The organism is Staphylococcus sp. 11262D007BW, assembly GCF_053547815.1.
Genome location: NZ_JBPWPJ010000001.1, coordinates 1,830,624 through 1,855,767 on the forward strand (window position 1 = coordinate 1,830,624; position 25,144 = coordinate 1,855,767).

Genomic DNA, 25,144 nt, shown 5'->3' on the forward strand with positions numbered 1-25,144 from the left:
AATGAGATTAGTGTACGTTATGCATGCGAGTGATAGCGAGCAGGCGAACCTTTCTTTAGGAGCAAAATCGAGCGCTGAATTTAAAACCATTGTTTAATAAACATTTAGAAACATTCAATTGGATAAAGTGCATTCTTGGTTTCGAGGTGTTTTCCTCTGATTGCAACCTTAGCCGAGACTTCTTTGGCATAGAGAGGAACGTCTATTCACTCACGTTCATATGCATACTGATCACTAACGCACATTTGTTTACAGTACTCAGTAGAACGATATAGATGTTCTATATCTCAACACTATTATTTATTACACATTTATATTTCTGAAAAGTCTAAATACATCAAACTAAATGATACTAATATAAATTGATTTAACGCATTCAATCATCAAGGAGGAAGTGACATGTTAACCATTGCTTTAGCCAAAGGTCGTTTATTAAAAAGTTTCATCGCTTATTTAGCAGATCAAAATCAACAGTCTCTCGTTGAACAATTGGAATCACGCGAGCGACAATTACAAATTCAAACAGAACAGTATCGCTTTTTATTTGTGAAAGGACAAGATGTACCTACTTATGTTGAACAAGGCATTGCTGATGTAGGGATTACAGGAAGCGACATTTTACAGGAGCATCACTACGATGTGAATCAACTCTTATCTTTGCCATTTGGCCAATGTCACTTAGCGGTGGCAGCTTTTGACTCAACAGAAACCTACAAGACTATCGCGACTTCTTATCCTAAAACTGCACAAGCTTATTTTAGAAACACAGGACGCGATGTGACATGTATCGAACTGTCTGGTTCTATTGAGCTCGCTTGTGTCATAGGAATGGTAGATGGCATTGTCGATATTGTTCAAACTGGCACCACTTTAAAGTCAAATGGGCTTGTCGAAAAAGAATATATTACAGAGGTACAAGCGAAATTAATTACCAATCGTCAAAGTTTCTTTACACATTCCAATGAAATTGATGCATTTATTCACACGTTAGGAGGGTCTGTCATTGATTTATAATACCCAATCATTTCTGCAATATTATCAATCCACCGAACCACTGGATCTAACATTACACGACCTTATTGCCGAGATTTGTGACACTGTTAAACAACAAGGGGACCAAGCGCTTCATACTTATAATCAGCAATTCGATGGGGTTCACACGACACAATTAGAAATTCCAAAAATACAATTACAACAGGCTTATGACACACTTGACCCTAAGTTGAAAACCGCGCTCGAACACAGCTATCAACGTATTTATGCGTATCAACAGCGCATTCGTTACACTGATGGCCCTTCGGATGAAGAAATGTATGAAGTCTATCGCCCAATTGCTTCTGTTGGCATTTATGTTCCTGGTGGCAAAGCGAGTTATCCGTCTACCGTTTTAATGACCGCAACACTCGCAAAGGTAGCTGGTGTGAAAAATATTACTGTCGTCACACCGCCACAAACGAATGGTGTTAACCAAAGTGTGCTAGCCGCTTGCTACATTACAGGCGTTGATCATGTGTATCAAACTGGAGGCGCGCAAAGTATTGCTGCCCTAGCTTATGGAACAGAAACCATTGATAAAGTGGATAAAATCGTCGGTCCAGGTAATCAATATGTCGCTTATGCTAAAAAGTTATTGTACGGAACAGTAGGTATTGATCAAATCGCAGGACCGAGTGAAATTGCATTAATGATTGATGATACATGTGATATTGATGCGATTGCTTACGATGTCCTCGCACAAGCGGAACATGATGAGTTGGCACGTACCTTTGTGATTTCGACCGATTTATCCTTATTAAAACAAGTCTCAACTCGAATTCAACAGCTATTTCAACAAACACAACGTCAATCAATATTAAAAGAAAGTTTGGCATAGCATCATTATTTAATTCATACTCAAAACTTTGAAGAAAGTTGCGAAGTGATGAATACCATTGCACCCGAACATGCCTCTATTCAAACGGAAAATCCGGAAACATACGTTGACGATATCAATTATGTCGGTAGTCTATTTTTAGGAGGTTACGCTCCAGAGGCGATGGGTGATTATATTGCTGGTCCAAGTCACGTCCTACCAACAAACCGTACCGCACGTTTTCAACATGGTTTGTCTGTTAATGACTTTTTAACGAAACATACTGTCATTCATTTAAACCAACATACTTTTAATGCGACTTATCAAGATGCGGCACGACTCGCACAAGAAGAACAATTATATAACCATGAGCAATCCTTATTAATACGTCGCGGAGGTGACTTGTATGATCAGAATGAATAAAAACGAGAGCCCTATTAAACCAATAGACGACGCAACACTCATCGACCTTATTACATCTAGCAATTATCATCACTACCCTAGCGACCACTACGATCGCTTTCGACGGGCTTATGCGTCGTATTATGGCAATATAACGATGGACCAAATTTGTTGTGGGAATGGCTCGGATGAACTAATTCAAAAGCTGATGTTTCAAATGCCGCCCGGTCCGTGCCTTACCTTAAATCCCGACTTTTTCATGTATCAAGATTACGCACAACAAACACAACGGGAGATTCGTTTTGTCGATGCATCGACGGACCTTACTTTTTCAATCGCATCCATTATCGAGGCGATTAGAACGATTAAACCAAGCTTTTTTATTTTTAGTAATCCGCATAACCCAACAGGTCACCGCTTCAACGCTGAAGCAATACAGACAATAGCGGATGAATTACTGAAGGTTGGAGGATATTTAGTGATTGATGAGGCCTATGTTGATTTTACAACACCCCTTAACCTACCGTTTCAAGATCATATTTTAGTCATGCGCACATTATCTAAAGCTTTTGCGATGGCAGGGTTACGGTTAGGTGTCTTAATCAGCACTGAAACGACAATCACAATGATGCGTCAAATTGAACATCCATATCCACTTTCAACCTTAACATTGGATATCGCGATTCATCTCTTTGAACATCCATATGAAACACAAGCACTCATTGAACAACAACGTAAGCTATGCACACAACTTAATTCCATATTAACGACCTATGCCAAACCATACATGACTATTTTTCCGAGTGAGACCAATTTCGTACTTACTCAGGGGCCCAACGCAGAGTTACTAGGTCAACATTTATCATCAAAAGGCTTTTTACCACGCTTTTATGATGCCAATGAACTACCACTAATGGCAGAATGTGTGAGATATTCTATTGCGACTCAAGAGGAATTAGACGCTTTTGAAGAAGCTGTCAAAGAATGGAGTGAACAACATGCCTTATCAACTTAATCGTGAAACGAAAGAAACCAAAATAGCCATTGAATTGTCTAAAGGGTCGGAGTGCCATATTCAAACTGGCGTCGGCTTTTTAGATCATATGCTCACCTTATTCAGCTTTCATAGCGGGTTAAGCTTACATGTAGATGTGGCAGGCGATACGTGGGTAGATGACCATCACACGACGGAAGACATTGGTATTGTAATGGGACAATTGTTACTTGAAATGATCAAAGACCAACCTCATTTTGAACGGTACGGGACGCAATATTTACCAATGGACGAAACACTTGCACGTGCTGTCGTCGATATTAGTGGTCGCCCCTACCTTCACTTTCAAGCTCAATTTAGTAAAGAAAAAGTCGGCACATTTGATACAGAATTAGTGGAGGAGTTTTTTAGAGCATTAGTGATTAATGCGCGTTTAACTACACATATCGATTTATTACATCAAGGTAATATGCATCATGAAATTGAAGCCATTTTCAAGGCTTTTGCGCGTGCTTTAAAACAAGCACTAGCCCCTTCTGATACAGCGAGAATCCCCTCATCAAAGGGCGTGATTGAATGATCGGTATCGTGGATTACGGGTTAGGGAATGTGCTCAATGTGCAACGAGCTGTTAAACATTTAGGCTATGACGTTGTATTAAGTAAAGATACAGATGTTTTAGCTCAAGCAGATACGCTAATTTTACCAGGCGTCGGTCATTTTAAAACGGCAATGACAAAAATAAATGACTATCAATTGTATGACTTTTTAACACAGACAACTCAACCCATGATTGGTATTTGTCTTGGGATGCAGTTACTTTATGAATCGAGCGAAGAAGGAAACGCCAAAGGACTCGGGCTTATGCCAGGTCGCATTGTTCAGATTAATACACCATATACTGTGCCACATTTAGGTTGGAATACGTTACTCGGTTCCCATCCAGAGCTCAATCACGATGTATATTTCGTGCATAGTTTTCAAGCACCGATGACTGAGCATGTGGTAGCTTATGCCTCATACGGTACAAATATTCCAGCTATCGTCCAATATCAACAGTACATCGGTATTCAATTTCACCCTGAGAAAAGTGGCGATAAAGGATTGGCAATACTACAACAAGCATTAGAAGGAGGGTTTTAAATGATTAAGCTATGGCCAGCAATCGACCTCATTGAAGGTAAAAGTGTACGCCTAACAGAAGGTAATTACAATACGTCTGAGGAAATGTCACGTTCTGCTGAAGAGAGCATTCAATTTTATAATCAATTTCAATGTGTCGATCGCATTCACATTGTCGATTTGATGGGTGCGAAACATCAAACTCCGACAGAATCAAATTATATTGCTTCCCTTGTACAACATGCTCATAAGCCAGTTGAAGTAGGTGGTGGTATTCGAGACGAAGCGGCATTACGTCATTATTTTGAGGCTGGCGTTGATTATTGCATTGTAGGGACACAAGCCATTCAACATCCTGAATGGTTAGAATCAATGAGTGCGTTATTTCCTGGGAAAATCTACCTTTCCATTGATGCGTATAATCGGACCATTAAAGTCAATGGTTGGCTTGAATCAACACAAGAGGATTTGATTACATTTGCGCAGTCCATTGCCCACCTACCAATTGGTGGCATGATTTATACAGATATTTCAAAAGACGGAAAAATGGGCGGCCCGAACTTCGAAACAACTGCTGAATTAGTAAAGGCGGTTAACCTCCCTATCATTGCGTCTGGAGGCATTCGTCATCAAGAAGACCTTGCACAATTAGAAGCAATCGGTGTAGAAGCGGCTATTGTCGGTAAAGCGGCTCATCGCCCTGACTTTTGGGAGGGATTAACATGATTAAAAAACGCATCATCCCCTGTTTAGATGTTAAAGATGGCCGGGTCGTCAAAGGTATTCAATTTAAAGGATTACGCGATATTGGGGACCCTGTTGATTTAGCGATGTATTATAACGACGAAGGTGCCGATGAACTCGTCTTTCTCGATATTTCAAAAACGGAACAAGGTCATGCTTTAACGTTGGATATTATACGTCAAACCGCTGAACAACTATTTATTCCTTTGACTGTTGGCGGTGGTATCAGTTCTATTGAAGACATTTCTCAACTGTTACAAAACGGGGCGGATAAAGTATCTCTTAATTCGGCTGCGTTAAATAATCCAGAATTGATTCGTGAAGCTAGTCATACATTTGGTAAACAATGCATTTGTATCGCCATTGATAGTTATTATGATGAGACATTAAATGATTACTTCTGTTGCACGCACGGCGGTAAAAAACGAACAAATATACGTGTTTATGATTGGGTGCAACAAGTAGAAGCGTTGGGTGCTGGTGAGTTGCTCATTACCAGTATGGCTTACGATGGCATGAAACAAGGATTTGACCTCGCCCATTTAAACGGCATTACACAACGTGTCTCCATACCGGTCATCGCTTCTGGCGGTGGCGGTACTGCTGAGCATTTTAAGACATTATTTACTGACACCCCTGTTTCGGCAGGGCTCGCAGCGAGTATTTTACATGATAAAGAAACGACGATTAAGGCAATTAAAACAACACTACAACAAGGAGGTATTCCGGTAAGATGGCATTAAATCCTGACTTTTCAAAAGGACTGTTACCCGCAATATTACAAGATACATCCACACATCAAGTACTCATGTTGGGCTATATGAATGAAGCGGCTTTTCATCAAACAGTTGAAACGGGCGTGGTGTGGTTTTACTCACGTTCTAAAGAAAGACTTTGGCAAAAAGGAGAAACATCTGGTCATATTCAAAAAGTTGTTGATATGCAGTTGGACTGCGATCAAGATACATTGTTGATTTTCGTTACACCTGAGGGACCTACGTGCCATACTGGCGCTCAAAGTTGCTTTAATACCAATGTGCCCTTCCACCTTCAACAATTAGAGGCATCCATTACACAACGGCTTCAGGCAAAAGAATCACAGTCTTATACACACTATTTAATGACGGAAGGTAAAGAAAAAATTACCAAAAAATTTGGAGAAGAAGCTTTTGAAGTCGTCATTGCTACGATGAAAGACGATCGCGAGGAAGTGATTGCTGAAAGCGCAGACCTACTATATCATCTGTCTGTCCTTTGGCACGAACAAAACGTGTCCATTAATGATGTTGAAGACCTACTCGCCGAACGTCATCAAACCCGCAACAATTTTAAAGGTGAACGTCCAAATATTGATAATTGGTAGTATTTCATTATGCCACCTATAATAATATGCTCCCGTGACTACAAAAACGGGAGCATTGTTCTCTATTTATACAGTTTTAAAAGATATCTCCTAATGTTACAGCCATAATAGTCTTGATAGAGTGAAGTCTATTTTCTGCTTGTGTAAAGATAATATCTTGATATGCTTGGAATGTTTCGTCTGATATTTCCATTTCTTTAACACCAAATTGATCGTAAATTTTTTGACCGACTTGGGTTTGTGTATCGTGAAAGGCCGGTAAACAATGCATCACAATGAGCTGTTCTGGATGAGCATGTTGTAATAACGCCTGATTCACTTGATAAGGCAGCATTTTATCAATGCGTTCTTCCCATTCTTTTTCATCCGTGCCCATTGATAGCCACACATCTGTATAGATTGCGTTCGCACCCTTGACCGCTTCTTCCACATCTTCAGTAATTTTAATATTGGCGCCTGATTGTTGTGCAAATTCGTTCGCAAGATCCTGAACGTCTTTGGTCGGTTGAAGACTTTGAGGTGCTGCAATATGCATATTTACCCCTAACTTCGCACCAGTCACTAATAAATCTCTTGCTACATTATTATCCGCATCGCCGACGTACGTTAATGTAATATCTTCTAACGTACCAAAATGCTCTTTAATCGTCATAAAGTCGGCAATCATTTGTGTCGGATGCCATTCGTTAGTTAATCCATTCCACACTGGCACACCTGATGCTTCGCTCAATGTTTCCACATGATCTTGAAAATAGCCACGAAATTCAATACCACCATACATTCTTCCTAATGCTTGTGCGGTATCCGCTACTGATTCTTTCACGCCTAAGTGAAAATCACCTTCACCATAATAATCTACTTGTGCGCCTAAATCTTTAGCGGCAACACTGAACGCCGCACGTGTACGCGTAGATGGCTTTTCAAATAATAATGCTAAATTTTTACCTTTTAAATAGGGATGCGGAATCCCTTTTTGTTTTTTCTGTTTAAGTTCTAATGAAAAATCTATTAGCGTCATTAATTCATCCGCTGTAAAGTCAATTGTTTTCAAAAAGCTATGCCCTTTAAACTGTTTTAGTTGTTTTAGTGATGTTGTGTACGCCCCATCTAAACCACATCCTTTTACTAATATTTAAAACCTATTACGTATTATTATACATTTCTAATACTCAATTTCAACCCTTTACCCCCATCTTTTGCATAATTTGTGTTATCCTTTTTAAAGTAATCATATGACAGCATTTTAAAAGGAAGATGACGATGTACTATATCGGGATTGATTTAGCGTGGACAGATCACAATGCAACAGGGTTATGTGTCATAGATAAACATAGCAAAATTGTAGAAATGAAGGCTGTGCAATGGTCAGATGAAGAGATTGTCGACTTTATAAAGCAATGGGATGGACTACTACGTATCGCAATTGATGCCCCTCTCATTGTGCCAAATACAAAGGGGACTCGAAAAGCTGAGCAAGCATTGACGCAAAGTCAGTTACACCAACACCGTGTTCGTGCGTTTCATGTCAGCCGTACCTTTTTAACACAAACTTTTAAGCGCGTACGTGGAGAAGATTTATTGACTAAAATTCGTTCGAGCTTATCAGAAGAAACTTCAATTCAGCTTAATGATGACACGCATTATGTCATTGAAACATTTCCCACAGCGATTACAGCGAGTTTGTTTCCACAAGCTTATCCTTTTCATTACAAAGAGAAAAAACATGTCAATTTTAAGATGGCATTACAAGGTTTAAAGAGACTTCATGCGTGTTTAACACAACTAGAGGATAATGGTTTATTACAAGGCTATACGATGAGGATGACGATTGATTGGACCAATCTATCACGTCGTGCCAAAAAGCACTATGAGGATCAAATGGATGCATTGCTATGTGCTTATGCATTATTTCGTATACATACGCATAGAGAGACATACCCACGTGTCTTTGGAGAATGGGAAACGGGGGCTATTGTGATACCGTATCAAGATGACATATAATAAGTAAGACCACAACACTTAAACGCGTGTTGTGGTCTTTTTTGATTAATAATGTGATTCTACTGTACCATCTTCTGGATCGTTTTTACCGTGTACATAATAGTCAACATATTCAGGATCTAATGGTTTCACACCTTTAATAATGTCTGCTGCTTTTTCAGCTAACATTAATACTGGTGAGTGAATATTACCGTTTGTTGTTGTTGGCATTACAGATGCGTCAACAACACGTAAGTTTTCCATACCGTGAACTTTCATTGTTAATGGGTCAACAACTGCCATTGGATCTGATGCAGGACCCATTTTAGCACTACAAGATGGGTGTAATGCTGTTTCAGCGTCACGACGTACCCAGTCTAAGATTTCTTCATCTGATTGAACAGATGGTCCTGGAGAAATTTCGCCACCATTGTATGGATCTAATGATGGTTGATTTAAGATATTACGCGCTACACGAATAGCTTCTACCCATTCTTGACGGTCTTCTGGTGTTGATAAATAGTTAAAGACAAATTTAGGTTTTTTGTATGGGTTTGTAGACGTAATTTTTAAGTTACCTCTTGAGTTAGAGTACATTGGTCCAACGTGTACTTGGTAACCATGTGCTGTTGGTGCTTTTTGACCATCATAGCGTACTGCAAGTGGTAAGAAGTGGAACATTAAGTTTGGATAGTCCACTTTGTCGTTTGAGCGTACGAAGCCACCACCTTCGAAATGGTTACTTGATGCTGCACCTGTACGACGAGTTAACCATTCTAAGCCGATAAATGGCATTCTGAATAAGTTAAGGCTTGGTTGTAGAGATACAGGTTCTTTACAAGCATGTTGTACATATACTTCTAAGTGGTCTTCGAAGTTTTCACCAACACCTGGTAAGTGAAGACGAGGCTCAACGCCTACTGAACGTAAATGGTCTGCGTCACCAATACCAGATAATTGTAGTAATTGTGGTGTATTGATCGCACCACCTGATAAGATCACTTCTTTAGCTAATACAGTGTGTAAACGACCGTTACGTTTAAATGTTACACCTGTAACACGGTTGCCATCAAAATGAAGTTTTTCAACAAAAGCACGTGTTTTAACTGTTAAATTTTTACGTTTCATAGCTGGACGTAAGTAAGCACGAGAAGCTGATACACGACGTCCGTTATGAATTTGACTGTCGAATGGACCGAAACCTTCTTGACGGTAACCATTCACGTCTTTTGTTTTTTTGTAGCCTGCATCCACTGCTGCATTGAAGAATGCTTCGAATAATGGATTGTCTGCAGGACCACGGCGTAATTTAATAGGACCATTTAAACCGCGAATTGGGTCGTCTTTGTCTGCACCAAATGTTGTTTCTAAACGTTTAAAGTAAGGTAAGCAATGTGCATAGTCCCATGTTTCCATGCCTTCTGGGCTACCCCATTTTTCATAGTCTAATGGATTACCACGTTGATAAATCATACCGTTGATAGAACTAGATCCACCTAACACTTTACCGCGTGTGTGGAATACTTTACGGCCACCCATGTGTGGTTCTTCATCAGTTTCGTATTTCCAGTCGTATAAACGATTACCTGATGGATACATTAATGCGGCTGGCATTTGAATTAATAAGTCCCATGGATAGTCACTACGTCCTGCCTCTAACACTAATACTTTTTTATCTTTATCTTCACTAAGGCGGGCACCTAGTACTGAACCAGCACTACCGCCACCGATAATGATATAATCGTACATCTTATCGTATGCTTTACTCATATTCCGTGTCCTCCTTTATTATTGCTTACCAAACCAATGAACAGGTTCTGGATTTGTATTTGTTAAAATGTGTTTTGTTTCTAAATATTCTTCTAAACCAGGTTCGCCAAGTTCGCGACCAATACCTGATTGTTTATAGCCACCCCATGGTGCTTGAGCGAAGTAAGGGTGGAAGTCGTTAATCCATACTGTACCCATACGTAACTTACTAGCTACACGGTTTGCTTTGCCGATATCTTGTGTGAAGATACCACCTGCTAAACCATAAATTGAATCATTTGCTAAACGAATTGCTTCTTCTTCTGTATCGAAACCTTCTACTGTTACAACAGGACCGAAGACTTCTTCTTGTACGATACGCATTGACGTATCACAATCTGTAATTACAGTTGGTTCAAAGAAAAAGCCATCTTTTAAGTCGTCTCTATCAGGACGTTTACCACCAATTGCGATTGTTGCGCCGTCTTCCTTCGCAACATCCATATAACCTTCTACTTTGTTAAGGTGTGATTCTGAAATAAGTGGTCCAAGCTCTGTTGTTTCTTCAAAGCCATTGCCCATTTTAATGTTTTTAATACGTTCTACTAATGCTTTTTCGAAATCTGCTTTGATGTCGTTGTGCACGATGATACGTGAACCAGCTGAACATACTTGACCAGCGTGGAAGAAACCACCGTTTAGTGCTTGGTCTACTGCTAAATCAAAGTCAGCATCAGCGAAAATGACATTAGGGTTTTTACCGCCAAGCTCAAGCGCAATATTTGTAACATGATCTGCGGCTTGTTTCATAATGCGTTTACCAGTTTGGATACCACCAGTAAATGATACAAGGTCGATATCTTTATGAGTAGACATGATATCGCCAATATCTGAACCAGCGCCTAATACAAGGTTAATCACACCTTTAGGGAAACCAACCTCTTCCATTAATTCGAATACACGGATTGTTGTTAATGGTGTGATTTCACTTGGTTTCATCACTAATGAACAACCTGTTGCCAATGCAGGTGCAATCTTCCATGATGCTTGTAGTAATGGATAGTTCCAAGGTGTAATTTGAGTAACAACACCCACTGGTTCTTTAACAATTTTACTTTCTGAATTTGGAATTGGTGAATTAACTAATTCGCCACCATCTTTATCTGCTAAACCTGCAAAATACATAAATACATTGTGAATGTCATCCATGTCTGCATATGACTCTTCTAATGTTTTACCAGTGTCTAATGTTTCAAGTTTTGCAAGTTCTTCGCGATGTTCTTTAATTTTATCTGCAATCGCACGTACTTTTTGACCTTTGACTTCGCCTGTTTCATTCGCATATTCTCCATCGTCAAATGCACGACGAGCTGCTAAAATGGCACGCTCCACATCTTCAGTCGTACCTTCAGCCACTTCCATAATGACTTCTTGGTTATACGGGTTAATAATTTTACGAGTTGCTTTATTACTGCTATCTACCCACTCACCATCAATAAACTGACGACGAGATAAATTGTTTACAAGTTCCATCAAGATACCTCCGTTAAGTTTGTTAAATTTTTATTTAACGAATTTGACAAATTTACTTTACCACATGAATTTTTAAACTGTCAACTGACAATACGAGGATTTTCAATAGATGTTATCTTCAATTGAGTATGTACTTAAACAATACCATTATTCAGATTATTGAAACATCTAAGTACGTTTTGCCTTCAAGATACGACATTATAATTTGTTTTTTCTCGAAAACTTTGTTAAATTTCTTAAAAACGTTTTATTTTTTATAAACAAAGTTGTAAAATCGATACGTGATGCGATTTAACGTTATCGATGTAGCATTTTCATCGTTTGTGGATTAAGAAAGAGACATTAACCTTCCACACTTTAACTAAAAATCAATATGTATTGGAGGTGTACATGATGGCACAACAGTCTTATGAAGCACAATTAGACGAAGCTAAAGATATTGTCATTAATTCGATTGCCGAAACTATGGACTTATATGGGATTAACCGAAGTGTCGGCAATCTATATGGGACAATGCTTTTTGAAGATAGTATGACGCTTGATGAGATGCGCCAAGAACTTCAGATGAGTAAGCCAAGTATGAGTTCTGGTGTTAAAAAACTTCAAGAGTTCGACATTGTCAAACAACGCTTCACACGTGGCAGTCGTAAACAGCATTTTGAAGCTGAAAAAGACTTCTTTGAGTTTTTCAGTAATTTCTTCCCTCAAAAATGGAAGCGTGAAAGCTCTATTAATATGGCTGCTTTAAGAGAATCAGAAGCCATTATTGAGGATATTATTAATGCTGATGATGTCGACAAAGAAACACAAGAAGAAGCGATTGATATTAAAAAACATATGGAACATTCTCGTTTATATTATCAATGGCTCGATACAATTAGTGATGCAGTGAGGTCTGGAGAAATATTTGATTATTTCCCTATCTCTGACTTAGATAAAGATTCCAAAAAATGAGGTAGGCATTAAAGCCCACCTCATTTTTTATGTTATTTGAATGTATAATTTTATACCTCACATCATTTTGAACAAGTACACATTACAAGTAATGGTTTATAAATATAGGCGATAAAATTATACTGATTGCACCTTTATGCCTCGCTTTACTAAGCACCTCGAACAAATGTGAGTTATCAAATAGGTGATCCTCACAGATTACATTGAAGAAAGAAAATCTAAAGGATGACTTATGAACATAGTGAATTACGTCATCCTTACACATACGAACGTTAGTGAGTAGGTGCACCTTAATTTATAATCCGGCTCTAGAAAGCTGTCCCCTCAACAAAAAGCCCAGGTCGCAAAAATTTGAAAACCAATTTCTGCTTCCTGGGCGATTTTATTTCTATAATAAGGTTCGCCTGCTCGCTATTCGCTCGCATGCATAACGTGCACTAACTCACTGTGTTCAATCCGGTTTCGCACTGCAAAACTCTCAACAAAATGAGCGCCTCACTAAAACCAAAAATCGGTTTGAGTTCGACGCTCGATTTTGCTCGAGTTCTGACCGCAGTGCTCCACACTTTTTTATAAGTTATCGTCTTCTTCGTCTTCTCCTACGCGTAGGATGCGTAATGAGCGTCGTTCTACGCGTTTAAAGCGTTCTGCACGCCATTGAAGGGCGATGCGGTCGCCTGAAAGGATATATATAAACGAGACCATGATTAATATGAATATCGCAATCAATGGTACCCCTGCTACGACAGATGCGGTTTGTAAGACTTCTAATGCTTCTTGACCACCCACTAACATTAAAGAGAATGGTAATAAACATAACGCAAATGCCCAGAATAGACGGTTCCATCTTAATGGTTCGCCTTCCACTGATAATTGTGTAGCAGAAGCCACAATATATGACGCAGAGTCGAATGTTGTAACTAAGAATAAGAAAGCAGACAGAATGAATAACACAATCATCACTTTTGCAAATGGTAGATGATTAATGATTTCAATAATTGTCGCTTCAGTACCAAATTGATCTAAGTATTGTACAACATCAAATTGGCCTGATAATTGTAAATATACAGCGAAGTTACCAAAGATACCGAAGAATAGCACACAACCAAGCGTACCATATGCAATTGTACCTAAAATAACCTCTTTCAACGTACGTCCTTTAGAAATACGCGCGATAAATAATCCGATAAATGGTGAATACACAAGCCACCAAGCCCAATAGAAAATAGTCCATTGTTGAGGGAAACCTGTTTCTTCACGGCCACCTAAACCACCAAATGGTTCAAGCCATGTACCCATTTGGAAGAAGTTTTTAAGCATATTACCGAAACCAGTTACAGTTGTTTCCATAATAAAGACTGTTGGACCTACAATAAAAATAAAGGCAAGTAAGATAAACGATAACCAAACGTTTAAGTCACTAAGTACTTGAATCCCTTTTTTCAACCCTTGGTATGAACTGTAAGAGAACACAATTGTGATACCAATTAATACTAAACTTTTCACAAGCATGCTTTGGCCATCAATACCAAAGAGCTTTTCAAGTCCAGCTGAAATCATTGGTACACCTAAAGCGAGTGATGTGGCAGTACCACCGATTAAACCAACGATAAATAAAATGTCCACGATTTTACCAATTAATTTATCTGTTTGTCCTTTTAAGATTGGACGACATGCTTCACTAATACGGAATACCGGTTGCTTTTTAACGAATACAAGATACGCAATCGGTAACGCAGGTAAAACGTAAATTGCCCACGCAATTGGTCCCCAGTGGAACATACCGTACATTGTTGCATATTCTAACGCCGTATCACTTAAAGGTTTTGCCCCTTGTGGCGGACCTTGGAAGTAATACGCCCACTCGATGACACCCCAGTATAAGATGTCCGAGCCAATTCCGGCACAGAAAAGCATCGATGCCCAAGCAAAGTCACTAAACTCAGGCTTATCTGTCGCTTCCCCTAATGTGACAGAACCATATTTCCCAAATGCTATGTATAAAACAAAGGCAAAAACAGCAAGACCTAATACCAGGTAAACTGCTCCCAATTTAGATGTCACAAAATCATTTAAAGTCATGACGACTGAACGACTTTGTTCAGGAAAGACCATCATAGGAATAACTGCAATTAATAACACAATCGCAGCACCAGAAAATACAAACCAGTCTATTCGTTGAGACTTTTTTTGCACGATAAAGCACCCCTCATTAAGTTAATTTTTAAATCCCTTTACGTAATAAATCGCGGTTTTGCACATAAGATACATTATCTAAAATCGAATTTTAATGCAAATCGCATACAGAACAACAAAAAGGCTGTTTTGAATATATATAACCTTTTAATTATGGAAGTATCCGCAAAACGCTTTAATAAATTAGATTAATAACGTTAATTATATATTTAACAATCTTAATATTGCATATTTATCCTCTATAAATGTATAAATAATTATTTTAAAATCTTAGCTGAAACAGTCGTTTTAGAAGAAAAATGACAAATAAAAAAAGTGAAGACATACTGCTCCACTTTACACATTAGGACCGTATAACCGGCTATCTTCCGCTTCAGGTATACGATTAATTTTCTTTTCAATTGTAGCTTGCCAAGAGGTTGGTAAAAAAGGCGCATGAAGGAGTGCTTCTAACACACTTTGCGGTTGTTCATGATATAAACACTCATTAATGCGTTGAATAGACCAATCAGGGTACGGACGTTGTTGTAATTCAAGTGTATTGCCAGCTTGAATGGTGCCTTCTTTCAATACACGAAAATACCATCCAGTATAACCCGTCTCTTGCAATTGTTTACCAAACTCAATCACACGAATGCGACGCCCAGGTTTCCAACACGGACGACGAGGTTGAGATACCTCCACGAGTGCTTCACCGATTTGATACACGTCCCCGATACATACCGTGCTTTCATCAATATCACTGAGCGCGACATTTTCGCCATTACTACCAACGGGCACGTTTTGATGAAACATCTCACTAAAAGTCGCATAATGATGAACGCTATACGCAAATAATGCCTTTTCTGTACCACCGTGATAGCGCGTATCTGCCACAGCATCACCCTCAAGACCTTCTTTTGTGAGATAGACCGCTTCTTCTGTTTCTTCTTTATACGCTGCCGTTGACCACGGTTGATCTAACTTATTCTCCGCATTCGTATCACCTAAATGTTTCACGCCACCAATAAATACTTTCTCAACTTTAGGTGTCATAACCTCGCCCCTTTTTACTGTTTTACTAAATAACGATAAATATCATCACGTACAGGTCTATCCAACGATAAATGCATTGTCACAACAGGTGCACCATTCGTCATTGTTGTTTCTACCTCTGTATCTTTGATTACATGAGCCGTACCTAAATAATAAAATTGAGTACCTTCTGCATCTTCTTTCTTCACAAAAAGATAAATTATTCGATTGGCAGCCTGATGATGTAAGATTTTTTGAACTTCTTCCGTTCTCAAATGCCGATTCGCTCTAGTAAACCATTTCATCTCATTTTGACTTAAAAATTCATCTTCATATTGCGTTGTTTCACTAATATCATCTTGTTTGTGATATGTCACAAAAATCGGCACCATATCGTCTTTTACTTTATACCCATACACCGTTGAAGATTCATCGTTTTTAAAGTTTTTTATTTTTAAGAAATCTTTACGCGAATACTTTTGATAAATAATCAAATCACTTTGCCCATCATAATGTACTTCATTATTGTACTGAGCAAGTCGCAAAATATCTTCTACATAATCTCGATAACTCTCATTGTCTAGTTGGCTTTTAAATGTCTCCGTTAAATCAACGACCTCACCTTTAACCTCAATTAGAGGCGTACCATATGTTTTTTCAATCGTTTTATTAAAGAAACTGAAATCTAAAATGCGCAATGCCGTCGTAATATCTGCCATAGCGACTGACTCATCATATTCAGCTACAAAATCTAACAATTCTTGCTTACGTGCTTCGCCTTCTATCAGCCTAGTTAACACATAATGTTCTGCACTTTTTAAACCAGGAGCGACTTCTCTAGTCAGAAACACTAAGTTTTTGGAAGCATTATCTGATAAAGTGACATCCGTTTCCTTAAGTTTATGCAAAAACAGATGATAGTTTTTAATGTTAGCATTTGAAGTAATAACTAAAGGATCGATTGAATTTTGATCAATAAAATCCATCATTAACGGGACTCTTCCGATACGCTGCTTCACATTATAATAAGCTTCTTTCAAATTAGTCATCGCATTGAGTTTGGCGTCATTTAACGAATCATAAATTTTCTTTTTGGCTATTTCTTCAAAATTAATCGTTGAAACACCGTTCAATACTGCTGAATCTGTTAAAAACTTACGATAAGTATCTTTATTTTGAGACTGATTTCCTGATAAAGCGATAGGAATAAGGTAATTATTTTTATAATTACCAATAAAATCGATTACCGTCACATAATCTTTATTACTACTTTTGCGAAGGCCTCTTCCTAATTGTTGGACAAAGATAATACTTGATGCCGTTGCCCTTAACATAATCACTTGATTGACTTCAGGAATATCAATACCTTCATTAAATAAATCAACTGTGATGATATAGTGAATCTGGCCATCTTTTAATTGTTGAATAACATCTAACCGTGTTGATTGTTTATCTTCACCTGTTAATGCTTTAGATGGAATGCCTCGCTCAGTTAATTTTGAAGCAAGTTCATAGGCTTCCTTTTTCTGACTGACAAAAATCAATCCTTTTAACGAATCTCCGGAATAACCATAATAAGCTGTCTTTTCCAGAATGTGTTCAAGTCGTGAATCAGAGGTTAACTGTTGCAAAGCATCTGTATCATCTACCCTCATACCATCAGCGATATAATCGGTCACTCCGAAATAATGAAATGGACATAAAATATCACTTTCCAACGCTTCTTGTAAACGAATTTCATACGCCACATTATAATGGAAGACTTCAAACACGTTGAGGGTGTCGTTACGTTCAGGCGTTGCCGTCATCCCTAACATAAATTGAGGTGTAAAATAGTCAAATACACGTTGATATGAGCCCGCTGCTGCACGGTGCGCTTCATCAAATACAATATAGTCAAAATGTGACGGATCAATTTGCTCATAAACGTCAGGCTTTGAAATGGTTTGAATCGTCGCAAATATGTACTTTGACTCTAAAGATTTTTGATTTCCTGTTAACAGCCCGAATGCAGACGCCGGTTCATCTCCTAATACTTTTTGATAATCTTCCATCGCTCTCCGCAAAATACCTTCGTTATGAACTACAAATAAAAATCGCTCAGGCTGATACGCACGTACATCAAGCGCAGACATGATGGTTTTACCTGTACCAGTAGCTGAAATAATTAAAGCACGTTCTTCACCTCGTGCTCTTATTTCGTCCAAAGATTTTAAAGCTTCTCGTTGCATTAAATTCGGTACAATCGCTTGGGCATTTTGAATTTTTTGTTGTAATGCCAATTGTTCTTTTTCAACTTTGAGCAATTGTTTAAAAGGACGTGGTTGGTAGGTTTCTTGATACGTAGCAATCCACTCTGTCGTTAAAGAATCGCTAGCTTCCCATAATTCATCAAACTGCTTTTTCACCTTGTAAACGATATCGCCATTACGATGCGAAGATAATAAAATATTGTGCTCATAATTCACTTTTAAAGCATTAGACGTTAAATTAGAACTTCCAATAATTAAAGAAGTGTGATGAGGATGATCAAAAATATAACCTTTCGCATGAAAGCCACTTACATTTGTCACACGAACTTCTACATTTTCTAGCTTTAATAACTCTTGATACATTTTAGGACTATTAAACGCTAAATAATTCGACGTTAAAATACGTCCAGTAACCCCTCTTTGTTTCAATTCATATAGATGTGCTTTTAAACTAGCCAGTCCACTTTCTGTAATAAATGCTACTGAAATAGCAAAGCTTTGACATTTATGTAATTCATCAATCACCGTCGCAAGCACATTTTCATCACGATTATTAATTAATAGCTTCGGCATAAAATTGCCAAGATGCTCAGAAGTTCGATCGATAAAACCTGTGTGCAAAGATTGCGTGATATCACGAATAATATGCTCCATCTCTATCCCTCATTTACAAGTATATCGACAGCAGGCACATCTGCTGGCGCCCACTCTAATGTATGTAAATCCTCTACATCTAACCATTCAATCGCTTTATGTTCAGTTAAAGTTGGTAATTGTGACATTAAAGTACAACGATATGTTGTTAACTGAATCGTCGCAAAGTCATACTCATACGTTGTCGTCGTTACCTTATCGCCAACTTCCAAATCGCACTTCATTTCTTCGCGAATCTCTCTTTTTAATGCTTCAACGCCAGATTCCCCTTTTTCAATTTTACCTCCAGGAAATTCCCACATCAGTGGTAAGCTCATTGATTCGCTACGTTGTGCACATAATACTTTATGTTGATCAAAAATCACAGCACCAACAACTTCTATCACTTTCTTCATTGAATGCAGCTCCTTATTTCAAAACTATGTATTACGGTTATTATAAACGATCTCACAATATCTTTAAACTTGTGACTTAAAAACATTAACATTACAATAATAATGGTAAAAAATGTCTTGATATCAATTTAGGAGTGACGAACGTATGCCAAATAATAGTTTATATCAACATGGTACATTGGGCACATTAATGGCAGGTGCTCTAGAGGGAACGGCGACAATTGAAGAAATTTTAAAAGAAGGCGATCACGGTATTGCTACGTTAACTGGTTCAAATGGTGAAGTCATCTTTGTTGATGGTAAAGCTTATCACGCAGATGCTGATACTGAAGCAGTTACTTTACTACAAGGAGATGAACAGACACCTTACGCAACCGTGTCGCGCTTTGAACCAGAAACGTCTTTTGATATCCACAACGCAGATCAAGCACAAGTGTATCATGCGATACGCAAAGAAATGTTAAGCGACAATGTCTTTGTTGTTGTTAAAATTACAGGGGTGTTCCGTCACATGCATTTTCGTGTCATGCCTAAACAAGAGCCCCCTTATACACGGTTAGTAGAATCTGCACGAAAACAACCAGAATATCACTATGATGATATTGAAGGTACCGTCGTCGCAATTTTTACACCTGAACTATTTCACGGTATCGGCTCAGCTGGCTTTCATGCCCACTTTTTATCTAAAGACAAACAATCCATGGGACATATTTTGGACTTCACACTAACAAAAGGACACGTTCAAATTCAAAACTGTTATAACTTTCATCAACACCTTCCAACAGACCCATCCTATCTCAACAAAAACTTCGACTATCAAAACATACGCAAAGACATCGAAGAAGCCGAATAACAAAGAAAACAGGAGAAAGGCGTTTAGCTTGCGTAGCGTAACAAGCTTTGATCACAAAATGTGCCCTTCATTTTTGAGAAAAGCGCGTTATGCCATAGCAAGCAGTTGTCTCGTGATATGTTAAAACACTTTCGTATGATGGTTACGAAAGTGTTTTAAATTCAATAATTAGCCTCGTTTATTATTTTTAGTAAGCATAATAAATAATAAAATAATGATAATGAGTGCAGTTATTGAATAGATGATATTCGCTTTTGCAGGGATATTAATGATATTTAGTAAGAGACTACACATCATTAATAGTAAGATAATAACCCCTACTAATATTTCATTTCTTTTCATTTTGACTCCCCTTTGTTTATTTACTATCTTCCTCGATTTCTTTTCCAGTTAACGTTTTATAAATGCGGTAAATGCATCTAATAGCGAAAATAGCCATAATCGCACACGTTGCGTAAGACTCACTCATAAAAGACCAGATACTCACACTTAAACTTAATATAAGAAAGCCACCGTCTATTAAAAGATATTTCTGTTTTTGAGTCATACAATCCCCCTTTAATGAAAAAACGATTCCATCCATTGTTTCTAATGCCTATTATACACAATATTCATTAACAATATATTGAACGTTAATCATTAGTGGGAATGATGTATTGATTTGAGGAAGTAAATAAATATTATGGGATGTGTATTAAAATCAAAAAAAGGTGAGACGTAAAGCATTCGTGCTCTGAGAAACCGATTAACGGTGTCCCAAAAGTAGGATTTTCGGCAGAAAGTTCATTTCTGCTCAAATCCTGAACGCTTGTGTCCCAACCTCTTCACCTTTAATTACTGTGCAAAATAACCAAAGATGTTTTTAGCATTTTGAGTATTATCAATATTTCCGTGGAAATCTTTTTCACCTGGACCAAATGCATACGTATTCACATCTTCACCTGTGTGACCATATGTTGTCCAACCTGTATGTGATTCATCATTAATTGGTTTTTGAATCGCATCTTGTAATTTTTGAAATTGATCGTCATAACCCTCATCTTCTTCATTCATTTTAGAGAGTTTTTGTGCTTCTTTATTAATGGCTTTCATTGTTGCTTTAGGTAACGCTTTACCATAACCTGCATTGATGGTTTCATCTACATCTTTACCTTCAGCAATTTGTTCTGTCATCCATTTACCAGAATGTTTCATATTTTGAATTGCTTCAGGATTCCACTCGTAGTCTTTTCCTTTAGCAATCGTCATACCGCCTGTAGAATGGTCAGCAGTAGCAACCACTAACGTATCCTCATGTTGGTTCGCATACGCCATCGCATCTTCAAATGCTGTTTCAAAGCCATCCATTTCTGACATGACACCTGTCACGTCGTTTGCATGACCTGATTTATCAATAGACGCACCTTCTACCATTAAGAAGAAACCTTTGTCATTTTTTGATAAACGATCAAGGGCAGCACTTTGCATATCTGATAAACGTGGATCATCATCAGGTGCATCGATTTGAAGTGGCATATTTTTATCCGAGAATAAACCTAATACTTGGTCACCCTTAGCATTTTCAAGTTCTTCTTTCGTATTCACGACATCGTAGCCATCTTTTTTAAACTTTTTATCAATATTGCCATTTTCAGAACCGAAATATTTTTCACCGCCACCTAAAATAACGTCTACTTTATGTTCGTTATTAATGCGATCATCATAAAATTGTTGCGCAATCTCATCTTTTTTATCACGATCATCAACGTGGCTGGCATAAACAGCAGGTGTCGCGTCTGTCACCTCTGCAGTTGACACCAACCCAGTTGATTTACCAAGTTCTTTAGCACGTTCTAACACAGTATCAACAGGTTGTTTGTTTTCATCTACCCCAACTGCGCCATTGTACGTTTTATGTCCAGAACTAAAAGCTGTGGCACTGGCTGCTGAGTCAGTTACATTTTCTTCTGGATCGCTCGGATTAGTACGTTGTGTCCCTACAAGATAATCATCAAAAGCTGTTTTTTCCATTTCTTTTGTATCTGGATTATCTTTGAAATAACGATATGCTGCGTTATAAGATGGTCCCATACCATCGCCCACCATAAAAATAACATTCTTAGGATCTTCAGTATTCCCGTACATTGCAACGTCATCATTGGATTTTGCCTCTTGACCATTACTAGACCCTGACGCAAAAGTCGGCTGTGCAGCACCAAGTAACGTTGCCGCCACAAGCGAGCTCGCGAGTGAAACTTTAGCTAATTGACGATTCATTTTCATATGTATAACCCCTCTACCTCAATAATCAATACACACTCATTATAAAAAAGGAATATCAATTTAAAGTTAGGTGAATATTAAGAAAACGTAAAGATATGACGATGACAGTGTGCTTTAACACCCCTTCATATGCTTACACAACCATCTACCGTTTCACATGAAACAAAAAATACATTATCTTCTACGTTTTGTTACGTGGATAGATAATGTATTTTTAAAAGCATTCAAATTTCATGGCATTCACGACCTCATTAATTGTATTGTCTATGACTATAGGCTACATTAGGTTCTGTATCATATACAGATTTTAATACGAGTTTACTGGACCGTTCAATGCCGTAATCTTCGACGTATATACCGTCTCTTTGTTTCACATAAGGTGTGACTTTAGCTTTAAACTTAACTGTTTCTCCTATCATCGCCTTGCTTGAATCGAATTGTTTTTTGCGTTCAAACAACCAAATGTGATCAACTTCTACACCTGAAATCATCACTTCTTTGAGGAGAATCTTGACGTTTCGTTTCCATTCTTTATCAATATCTAGTGGGTTTTTCCAACATACATGCGCCACCACACCTGTTACAACCACGTTTTTATTTTTGAAGGGTTGTAAGTCTTTTCTCGTCATCTCATCACCTTCTTTTGTATAGGATTACACTTATATTACCTAAAATATCTGAAAAATCCAACATTTATAGTTTGAATTCACTGTTTTGTAAGAAATCTCCCGCATATTTTAATTTCTTCATATAAAAATGTAGCATTTCAGTTCGTTTAAACAAGGTTGTTTAACACGCTTCTGAAACACTACATTCATCTTACGACTCATTCACTTTATTAAAAGTATCTGGATGGAACTGGAAAGCGATGCGATTAAATGGCCAAAATCTCATGACCACTTCGCCTACAATTTCGTCTTCACTTACAAAACCGACATTAGGATTACGACTATCCATACTATTTAAACGGTTATCCCCTAACACTAAATAACGTGATTCCGGGATTTGTTTATTTTCCTTTGCACCTTCTATATCTGTAACATTAAAATTTTCTGTTAAAAACTCAGATTTTCGTCGTTCTTTATTTTCCTTTAAATAAGGTTCTGCCACTTTTTTACCATTCACATACAGTTGGTCTTTCTGATATGACACAGTGTCACCAGGTTTGCCAATGACACGTTTGATAAAATCTCTTTGATCATCTTCATGAAATACGATGACATCCCCTTCTTGAATGCGAGAGAATGTTTTTGATAGTTTGCTGACTAAAACCTTATCACCTTGTTCAAACGTCGGGGCCATTGAACGACCTTGAACAGTATAAGGGGTGATGATTAACCAATTGACCATTAAAACCACAACGATTGCGATACCAATACTCACTATCCAGTCTTTCGCTTCTTTCCTCATTGATTTATCCCTTTCCGTTCTATTCCTTGCCACAAATACTATAAGTGCGACGCTTTAGTTTGATTATTATTTTAGCATAGTCCACTACTTATCACTAATTAATGAGATTTCATGCCCCAGAACAGAAAGAAGTCAGACTTCCGGTAGGGTTCCCGGTAGTCTGACCTCCCTATAATAATGCTTATTTGTCTTGAATTGGTGCTGATTTTTTAGGATTCAGTTTTAAATAAGTCACTACTCTTAATATATATTCTAACGGACCGTATCGCCAATGTTTCATATAGAAATGTGCGACCACGACTTGTAAACAATAGAAGAGGATAAACATAGGGACTGCGAGCCATAAACGGTTAGTGTTAAACCATTGTAGGCCATAACCGTAAAAGATCAACGTACCAAATACACTTTGTGTAATGTACATTGTTAAGGACATTTTCCCCATCGATTGAAAGCCACGCATCACAGCACTTGACTGAAAGCGTTCATATAACAGTTTAAATAGCACCATATATCCAATGGCTAACGTCACATCAAAAATCATACTAAAGCTTGTAAACCAACTAACGTTTGGAAACAGTATCGTCATTAACTTAACCATCATACTAATTGGTATTAATATGAGCCATAAGCGATATCTCCAAAATTGACTCGTCCCTTTCGAAAACCAATTTGTTCGGGAGATATACACCCCTATGATAAATAGCGGCAACGTTGTATAAGGCATTATTAATAACATAAAAACCGCCGTTTCTCCCTTAGACAAACCTAGAGTTTCAAAAGTAGGATCCTCAATTTCCGGTAGTTTAGTATGAATGTCGTTATAATCGCCATGTTGATAGATAGATGTTGTTTGGTGTAAATAGTCTTTCATTTTATGATCATCCACTTCCATGAATGAGGATTGATCCATACCACCCATTACACCACTAAAAATAGCAAAAGCAAGTATAATCCAAAGACACCATTTAAAGAAAGCTGTACGAAACCCTATAAATATAATTAAAATAAACATGCCAATACTATATGTACTTAAAATGTCGCCTTCCCAAATATAGTTAGCATGAAGCGACCCAAGAATTAATAACCCTATGGCACGCAAGAATAACTTAAACCGTTTCGCTTTTACGTCTTTATTTTTCATGGATTGGTATAGCTTGTCGATTGAAAAGCCAAATAAAATACCAAAAATCGGCATAAAACTATGCACAATTAATACTTTAATGACCACCGCTAACCCTTCGGAAAATGGACCGATATTCATATATTCTAAATAATCTTGCCCTGTTAACCCATATTGAAATATCAATAAGTTAGCTAGAAAAATACCAAATAAAGAAAAACCCCTTAACGCATCTGCCGTATGTATTCGTTTCATTGTATTATGTATCCTTTGCTTAGATTTTATATCACTTATT

The 25,144-nt window shown here is 37.8% G+C and carries 22 protein-coding genes and 1 pseudogene; 11 read left to right on the plus strand and 12 right to left on the minus strand.

What is annotated here, in order from left to right:
• Positions 1-399: 399 nt before the first annotated feature.
• The 8 genes and pseudogenes from hisG to hisIE all read left to right on the plus strand — a co-directional run bounded on the left by hisG (position 400) and on the right by hisIE (position 6,477).
• Positions 400-1,014, plus strand: a complete 615-nt coding sequence (gene hisG, locus ACEE93_RS09030) for an ATP phosphoribosyltransferase (protein WP_449155267.1) — start codon at positions 400-402, stop codon at positions 1,012-1,014.
• Positions 1,007-2,275: pseudogene (gene hisD / locus ACEE93_RS09035) on the plus strand (histidinol dehydrogenase). The gene hisG and the pseudogene hisD overlap by 8 nt, the downstream one beginning before the upstream one ends.
• Complete coding sequence (locus ACEE93_RS09040) at positions 2,259-3,269, plus strand: pyridoxal phosphate-dependent aminotransferase (RefSeq protein ID WP_449155266.1); 1,011 nt, start codon at positions 2,259-2,261, stop codon at positions 3,267-3,269. The pseudogene hisD and the gene ACEE93_RS09040 overlap by 17 nt, the downstream one beginning before the upstream one ends.
• Positions 3,253-3,828: an imidazoleglycerol-phosphate dehydratase HisB gene (gene hisB, locus ACEE93_RS09045; RefSeq protein WP_449156515.1), complete on the plus strand. Its 576-nt coding sequence runs from the start codon at positions 3,253-3,255 to the stop codon at positions 3,826-3,828. The genes ACEE93_RS09040 and hisB overlap by 17 nt, the downstream gene beginning before the upstream one ends.
• A complete protein-coding gene (gene hisH, locus ACEE93_RS09050; RefSeq protein WP_449155264.1) occupies positions 3,825-4,391 on the plus strand; it encodes an imidazole glycerol phosphate synthase subunit HisH in 567 nt (188 codons plus the stop codon). Before hisB ends, hisH begins: the two co-directional genes overlap by 4 nt.
• Positions 4,392-5,096, plus strand: coding sequence for a 1-(5-phosphoribosyl)-5-((5-phosphoribosylamino)methylideneamino)imidazole-4-carboxamide isomerase (gene hisA / locus ACEE93_RS09055; RefSeq protein WP_449155263.1), 705 nt, complete (start codon positions 4,392-4,394; stop codon positions 5,094-5,096).
• Positions 5,093-5,857, plus strand: a complete 765-nt coding sequence (gene hisF, locus ACEE93_RS09060; protein WP_449155262.1) for an imidazole glycerol phosphate synthase subunit HisF — start codon at positions 5,093-5,095, stop codon at positions 5,855-5,857. The genes hisA and hisF overlap by 4 nt, the downstream gene beginning before the upstream one ends.
• Positions 5,848-6,477, plus strand: coding sequence for a bifunctional phosphoribosyl-AMP cyclohydrolase/phosphoribosyl-ATP diphosphatase HisIE (gene hisIE, locus ACEE93_RS09065; RefSeq protein WP_449155261.1), 630 nt, complete (start codon positions 5,848-5,850; stop codon positions 6,475-6,477). Before hisF ends, hisIE begins: the two co-directional genes overlap by 10 nt.
• 76 nt (positions 6,478-6,553) lie before the next feature.
• On the opposite strand, the gene argF is transcribed toward hisIE, so the two are convergent.
• A complete protein-coding gene (argF, locus tag ACEE93_RS09070; RefSeq protein WP_449155340.1) occupies positions 6,554-7,495 on the minus strand; it encodes an ornithine carbamoyltransferase in 942 nt (313 codons plus the stop codon).
• Positions 7,496-7,737: 242 nt separating this feature from the next.
• On the opposite strand from argF, the gene ACEE93_RS09075 reads away from it, so the two are divergent.
• A complete protein-coding gene (locus ACEE93_RS09075; protein WP_449155260.1) occupies positions 7,738-8,478 on the plus strand; it encodes a DUF429 domain-containing protein in 741 nt (246 codons plus the stop codon).
• A 45-nt stretch (positions 8,479-8,523) separates the two neighbouring features.
• Here the strand turns inward: ACEE93_RS09075 and betA are convergent, their stop codons facing one another.
• A complete protein-coding gene (betA, locus tag ACEE93_RS09080) occupies positions 8,524-10,227 on the minus strand; it encodes a choline dehydrogenase (protein ID WP_449155259.1) in 1,704 nt (567 codons plus the stop codon).
• A gap of 18 nt (positions 10,228-10,245) precedes the next feature.
• The gene (betB, locus tag ACEE93_RS09085) at positions 10,246-11,739 is read right to left on the minus strand and encodes a betaine-aldehyde dehydrogenase (protein WP_449155258.1); all 1,494 of its coding nucleotides are present in this window, start codon (positions 11,737-11,739) and stop codon (positions 10,246-10,248) included.
• 390 nt (positions 11,740-12,129) lie between these two features.
• Between betB and cudC the strand changes: the two genes are divergently transcribed.
• Positions 12,130-12,693 carry a choline uptake/conversion transcriptional regulator CudC gene (cudC, locus tag ACEE93_RS09090; RefSeq protein WP_449156516.1) on the plus strand — a complete coding sequence of 188 codons (564 nt, stop codon included), beginning with the start codon at positions 12,130-12,132 and terminating at the stop codon, positions 12,691-12,693.
• Positions 12,694-13,263: 570 nt separating this feature from the next.
• Here the strand turns inward: cudC and ACEE93_RS09095 are convergent.
• From ACEE93_RS09095 to ACEE93_RS09110, 4 genes are all read right to left on the minus strand, one after another.
• On the minus strand, positions 13,264-14,889 hold the full coding sequence (locus tag ACEE93_RS09095) for a BCCT family transporter (protein WP_449155256.1): 1,626 nt from the start codon (positions 14,887-14,889) through the stop codon (positions 13,264-13,266).
• Between the two features lie 336 nt (positions 14,890-15,225).
• Positions 15,226-15,924, minus strand: coding sequence for an MOSC domain-containing protein (locus ACEE93_RS09100; protein WP_449155255.1), 699 nt, complete (start codon positions 15,922-15,924; stop codon positions 15,226-15,228).
• Between the two features lie 14 nt (positions 15,925-15,938).
• Positions 15,939-18,809, minus strand: coding sequence for a DUF3427 domain-containing protein (locus ACEE93_RS09105; RefSeq protein ID WP_449155254.1), 2,871 nt, complete (start codon positions 18,807-18,809; stop codon positions 15,939-15,941).
• A gap of 2 nt (positions 18,810-18,811) precedes the next feature.
• Positions 18,812-19,204 (minus strand): (deoxy)nucleoside triphosphate pyrophosphohydrolase, encoded by a 393-nt coding sequence (locus ACEE93_RS09110; protein WP_449155253.1) that lies wholly within the window; start codon positions 19,202-19,204, stop codon positions 18,812-18,814.
• 145 nt (positions 19,205-19,349) lie between these two features.
• On the opposite strand from ACEE93_RS09110, the gene budA reads away from it, so the two are divergent.
• Positions 19,350-20,057: an acetolactate decarboxylase gene (gene budA / locus ACEE93_RS09115; protein WP_449155252.1), complete on the plus strand. Its 708-nt coding sequence runs from the start codon at positions 19,350-19,352 to the stop codon at positions 20,055-20,057.
• 358 nt (positions 20,058-20,415) lie between these two features.
• On the opposite strand, the gene ACEE93_RS09120 is transcribed toward budA, so the two are convergent.
• The 5 genes from ACEE93_RS09120 to ACEE93_RS09140 all read right to left on the minus strand — a co-directional run bounded on the left by ACEE93_RS09120 (position 20,416) and on the right by ACEE93_RS09140 (position 25,104).
• Positions 20,416-20,604 carry a hypothetical protein gene (locus ACEE93_RS09120; RefSeq protein ID WP_449155250.1) on the minus strand — a complete coding sequence of 63 codons (189 nt, stop codon included), beginning with the start codon at positions 20,602-20,604 and terminating at the stop codon, positions 20,416-20,418.
• Between the two features lie 287 nt (positions 20,605-20,891).
• Positions 20,892-22,319 (minus strand): alkaline phosphatase, encoded by a 1,428-nt coding sequence (locus ACEE93_RS09125; protein WP_449155249.1) that lies wholly within the window; start codon positions 22,317-22,319, stop codon positions 20,892-20,894.
• Positions 22,320-22,570: 251 nt separating this feature from the next.
• The gene (locus tag ACEE93_RS09130; protein WP_449155248.1) at positions 22,571-22,948 is read right to left on the minus strand and encodes a hypothetical protein; all 378 of its coding nucleotides are present in this window, start codon (positions 22,946-22,948) and stop codon (positions 22,571-22,573) included.
• 190 nt (positions 22,949-23,138) lie between these two features.
• Positions 23,139-23,729 (minus strand): signal peptidase I, encoded by a 591-nt coding sequence (gene lepB / locus ACEE93_RS09135; RefSeq protein ID WP_449155247.1) that lies wholly within the window; start codon positions 23,727-23,729, stop codon positions 23,139-23,141.
• Positions 23,730-23,910: 181 nt separating this feature from the next.
• Entirely contained in the window at positions 23,911-25,104 is a 1,194-nt protein-coding gene (locus tag ACEE93_RS09140; RefSeq protein ID WP_449156517.1) for a DUF418 domain-containing protein, read from the minus strand.
• Positions 25,105-25,144 lie beyond the last annotated feature (40 nt).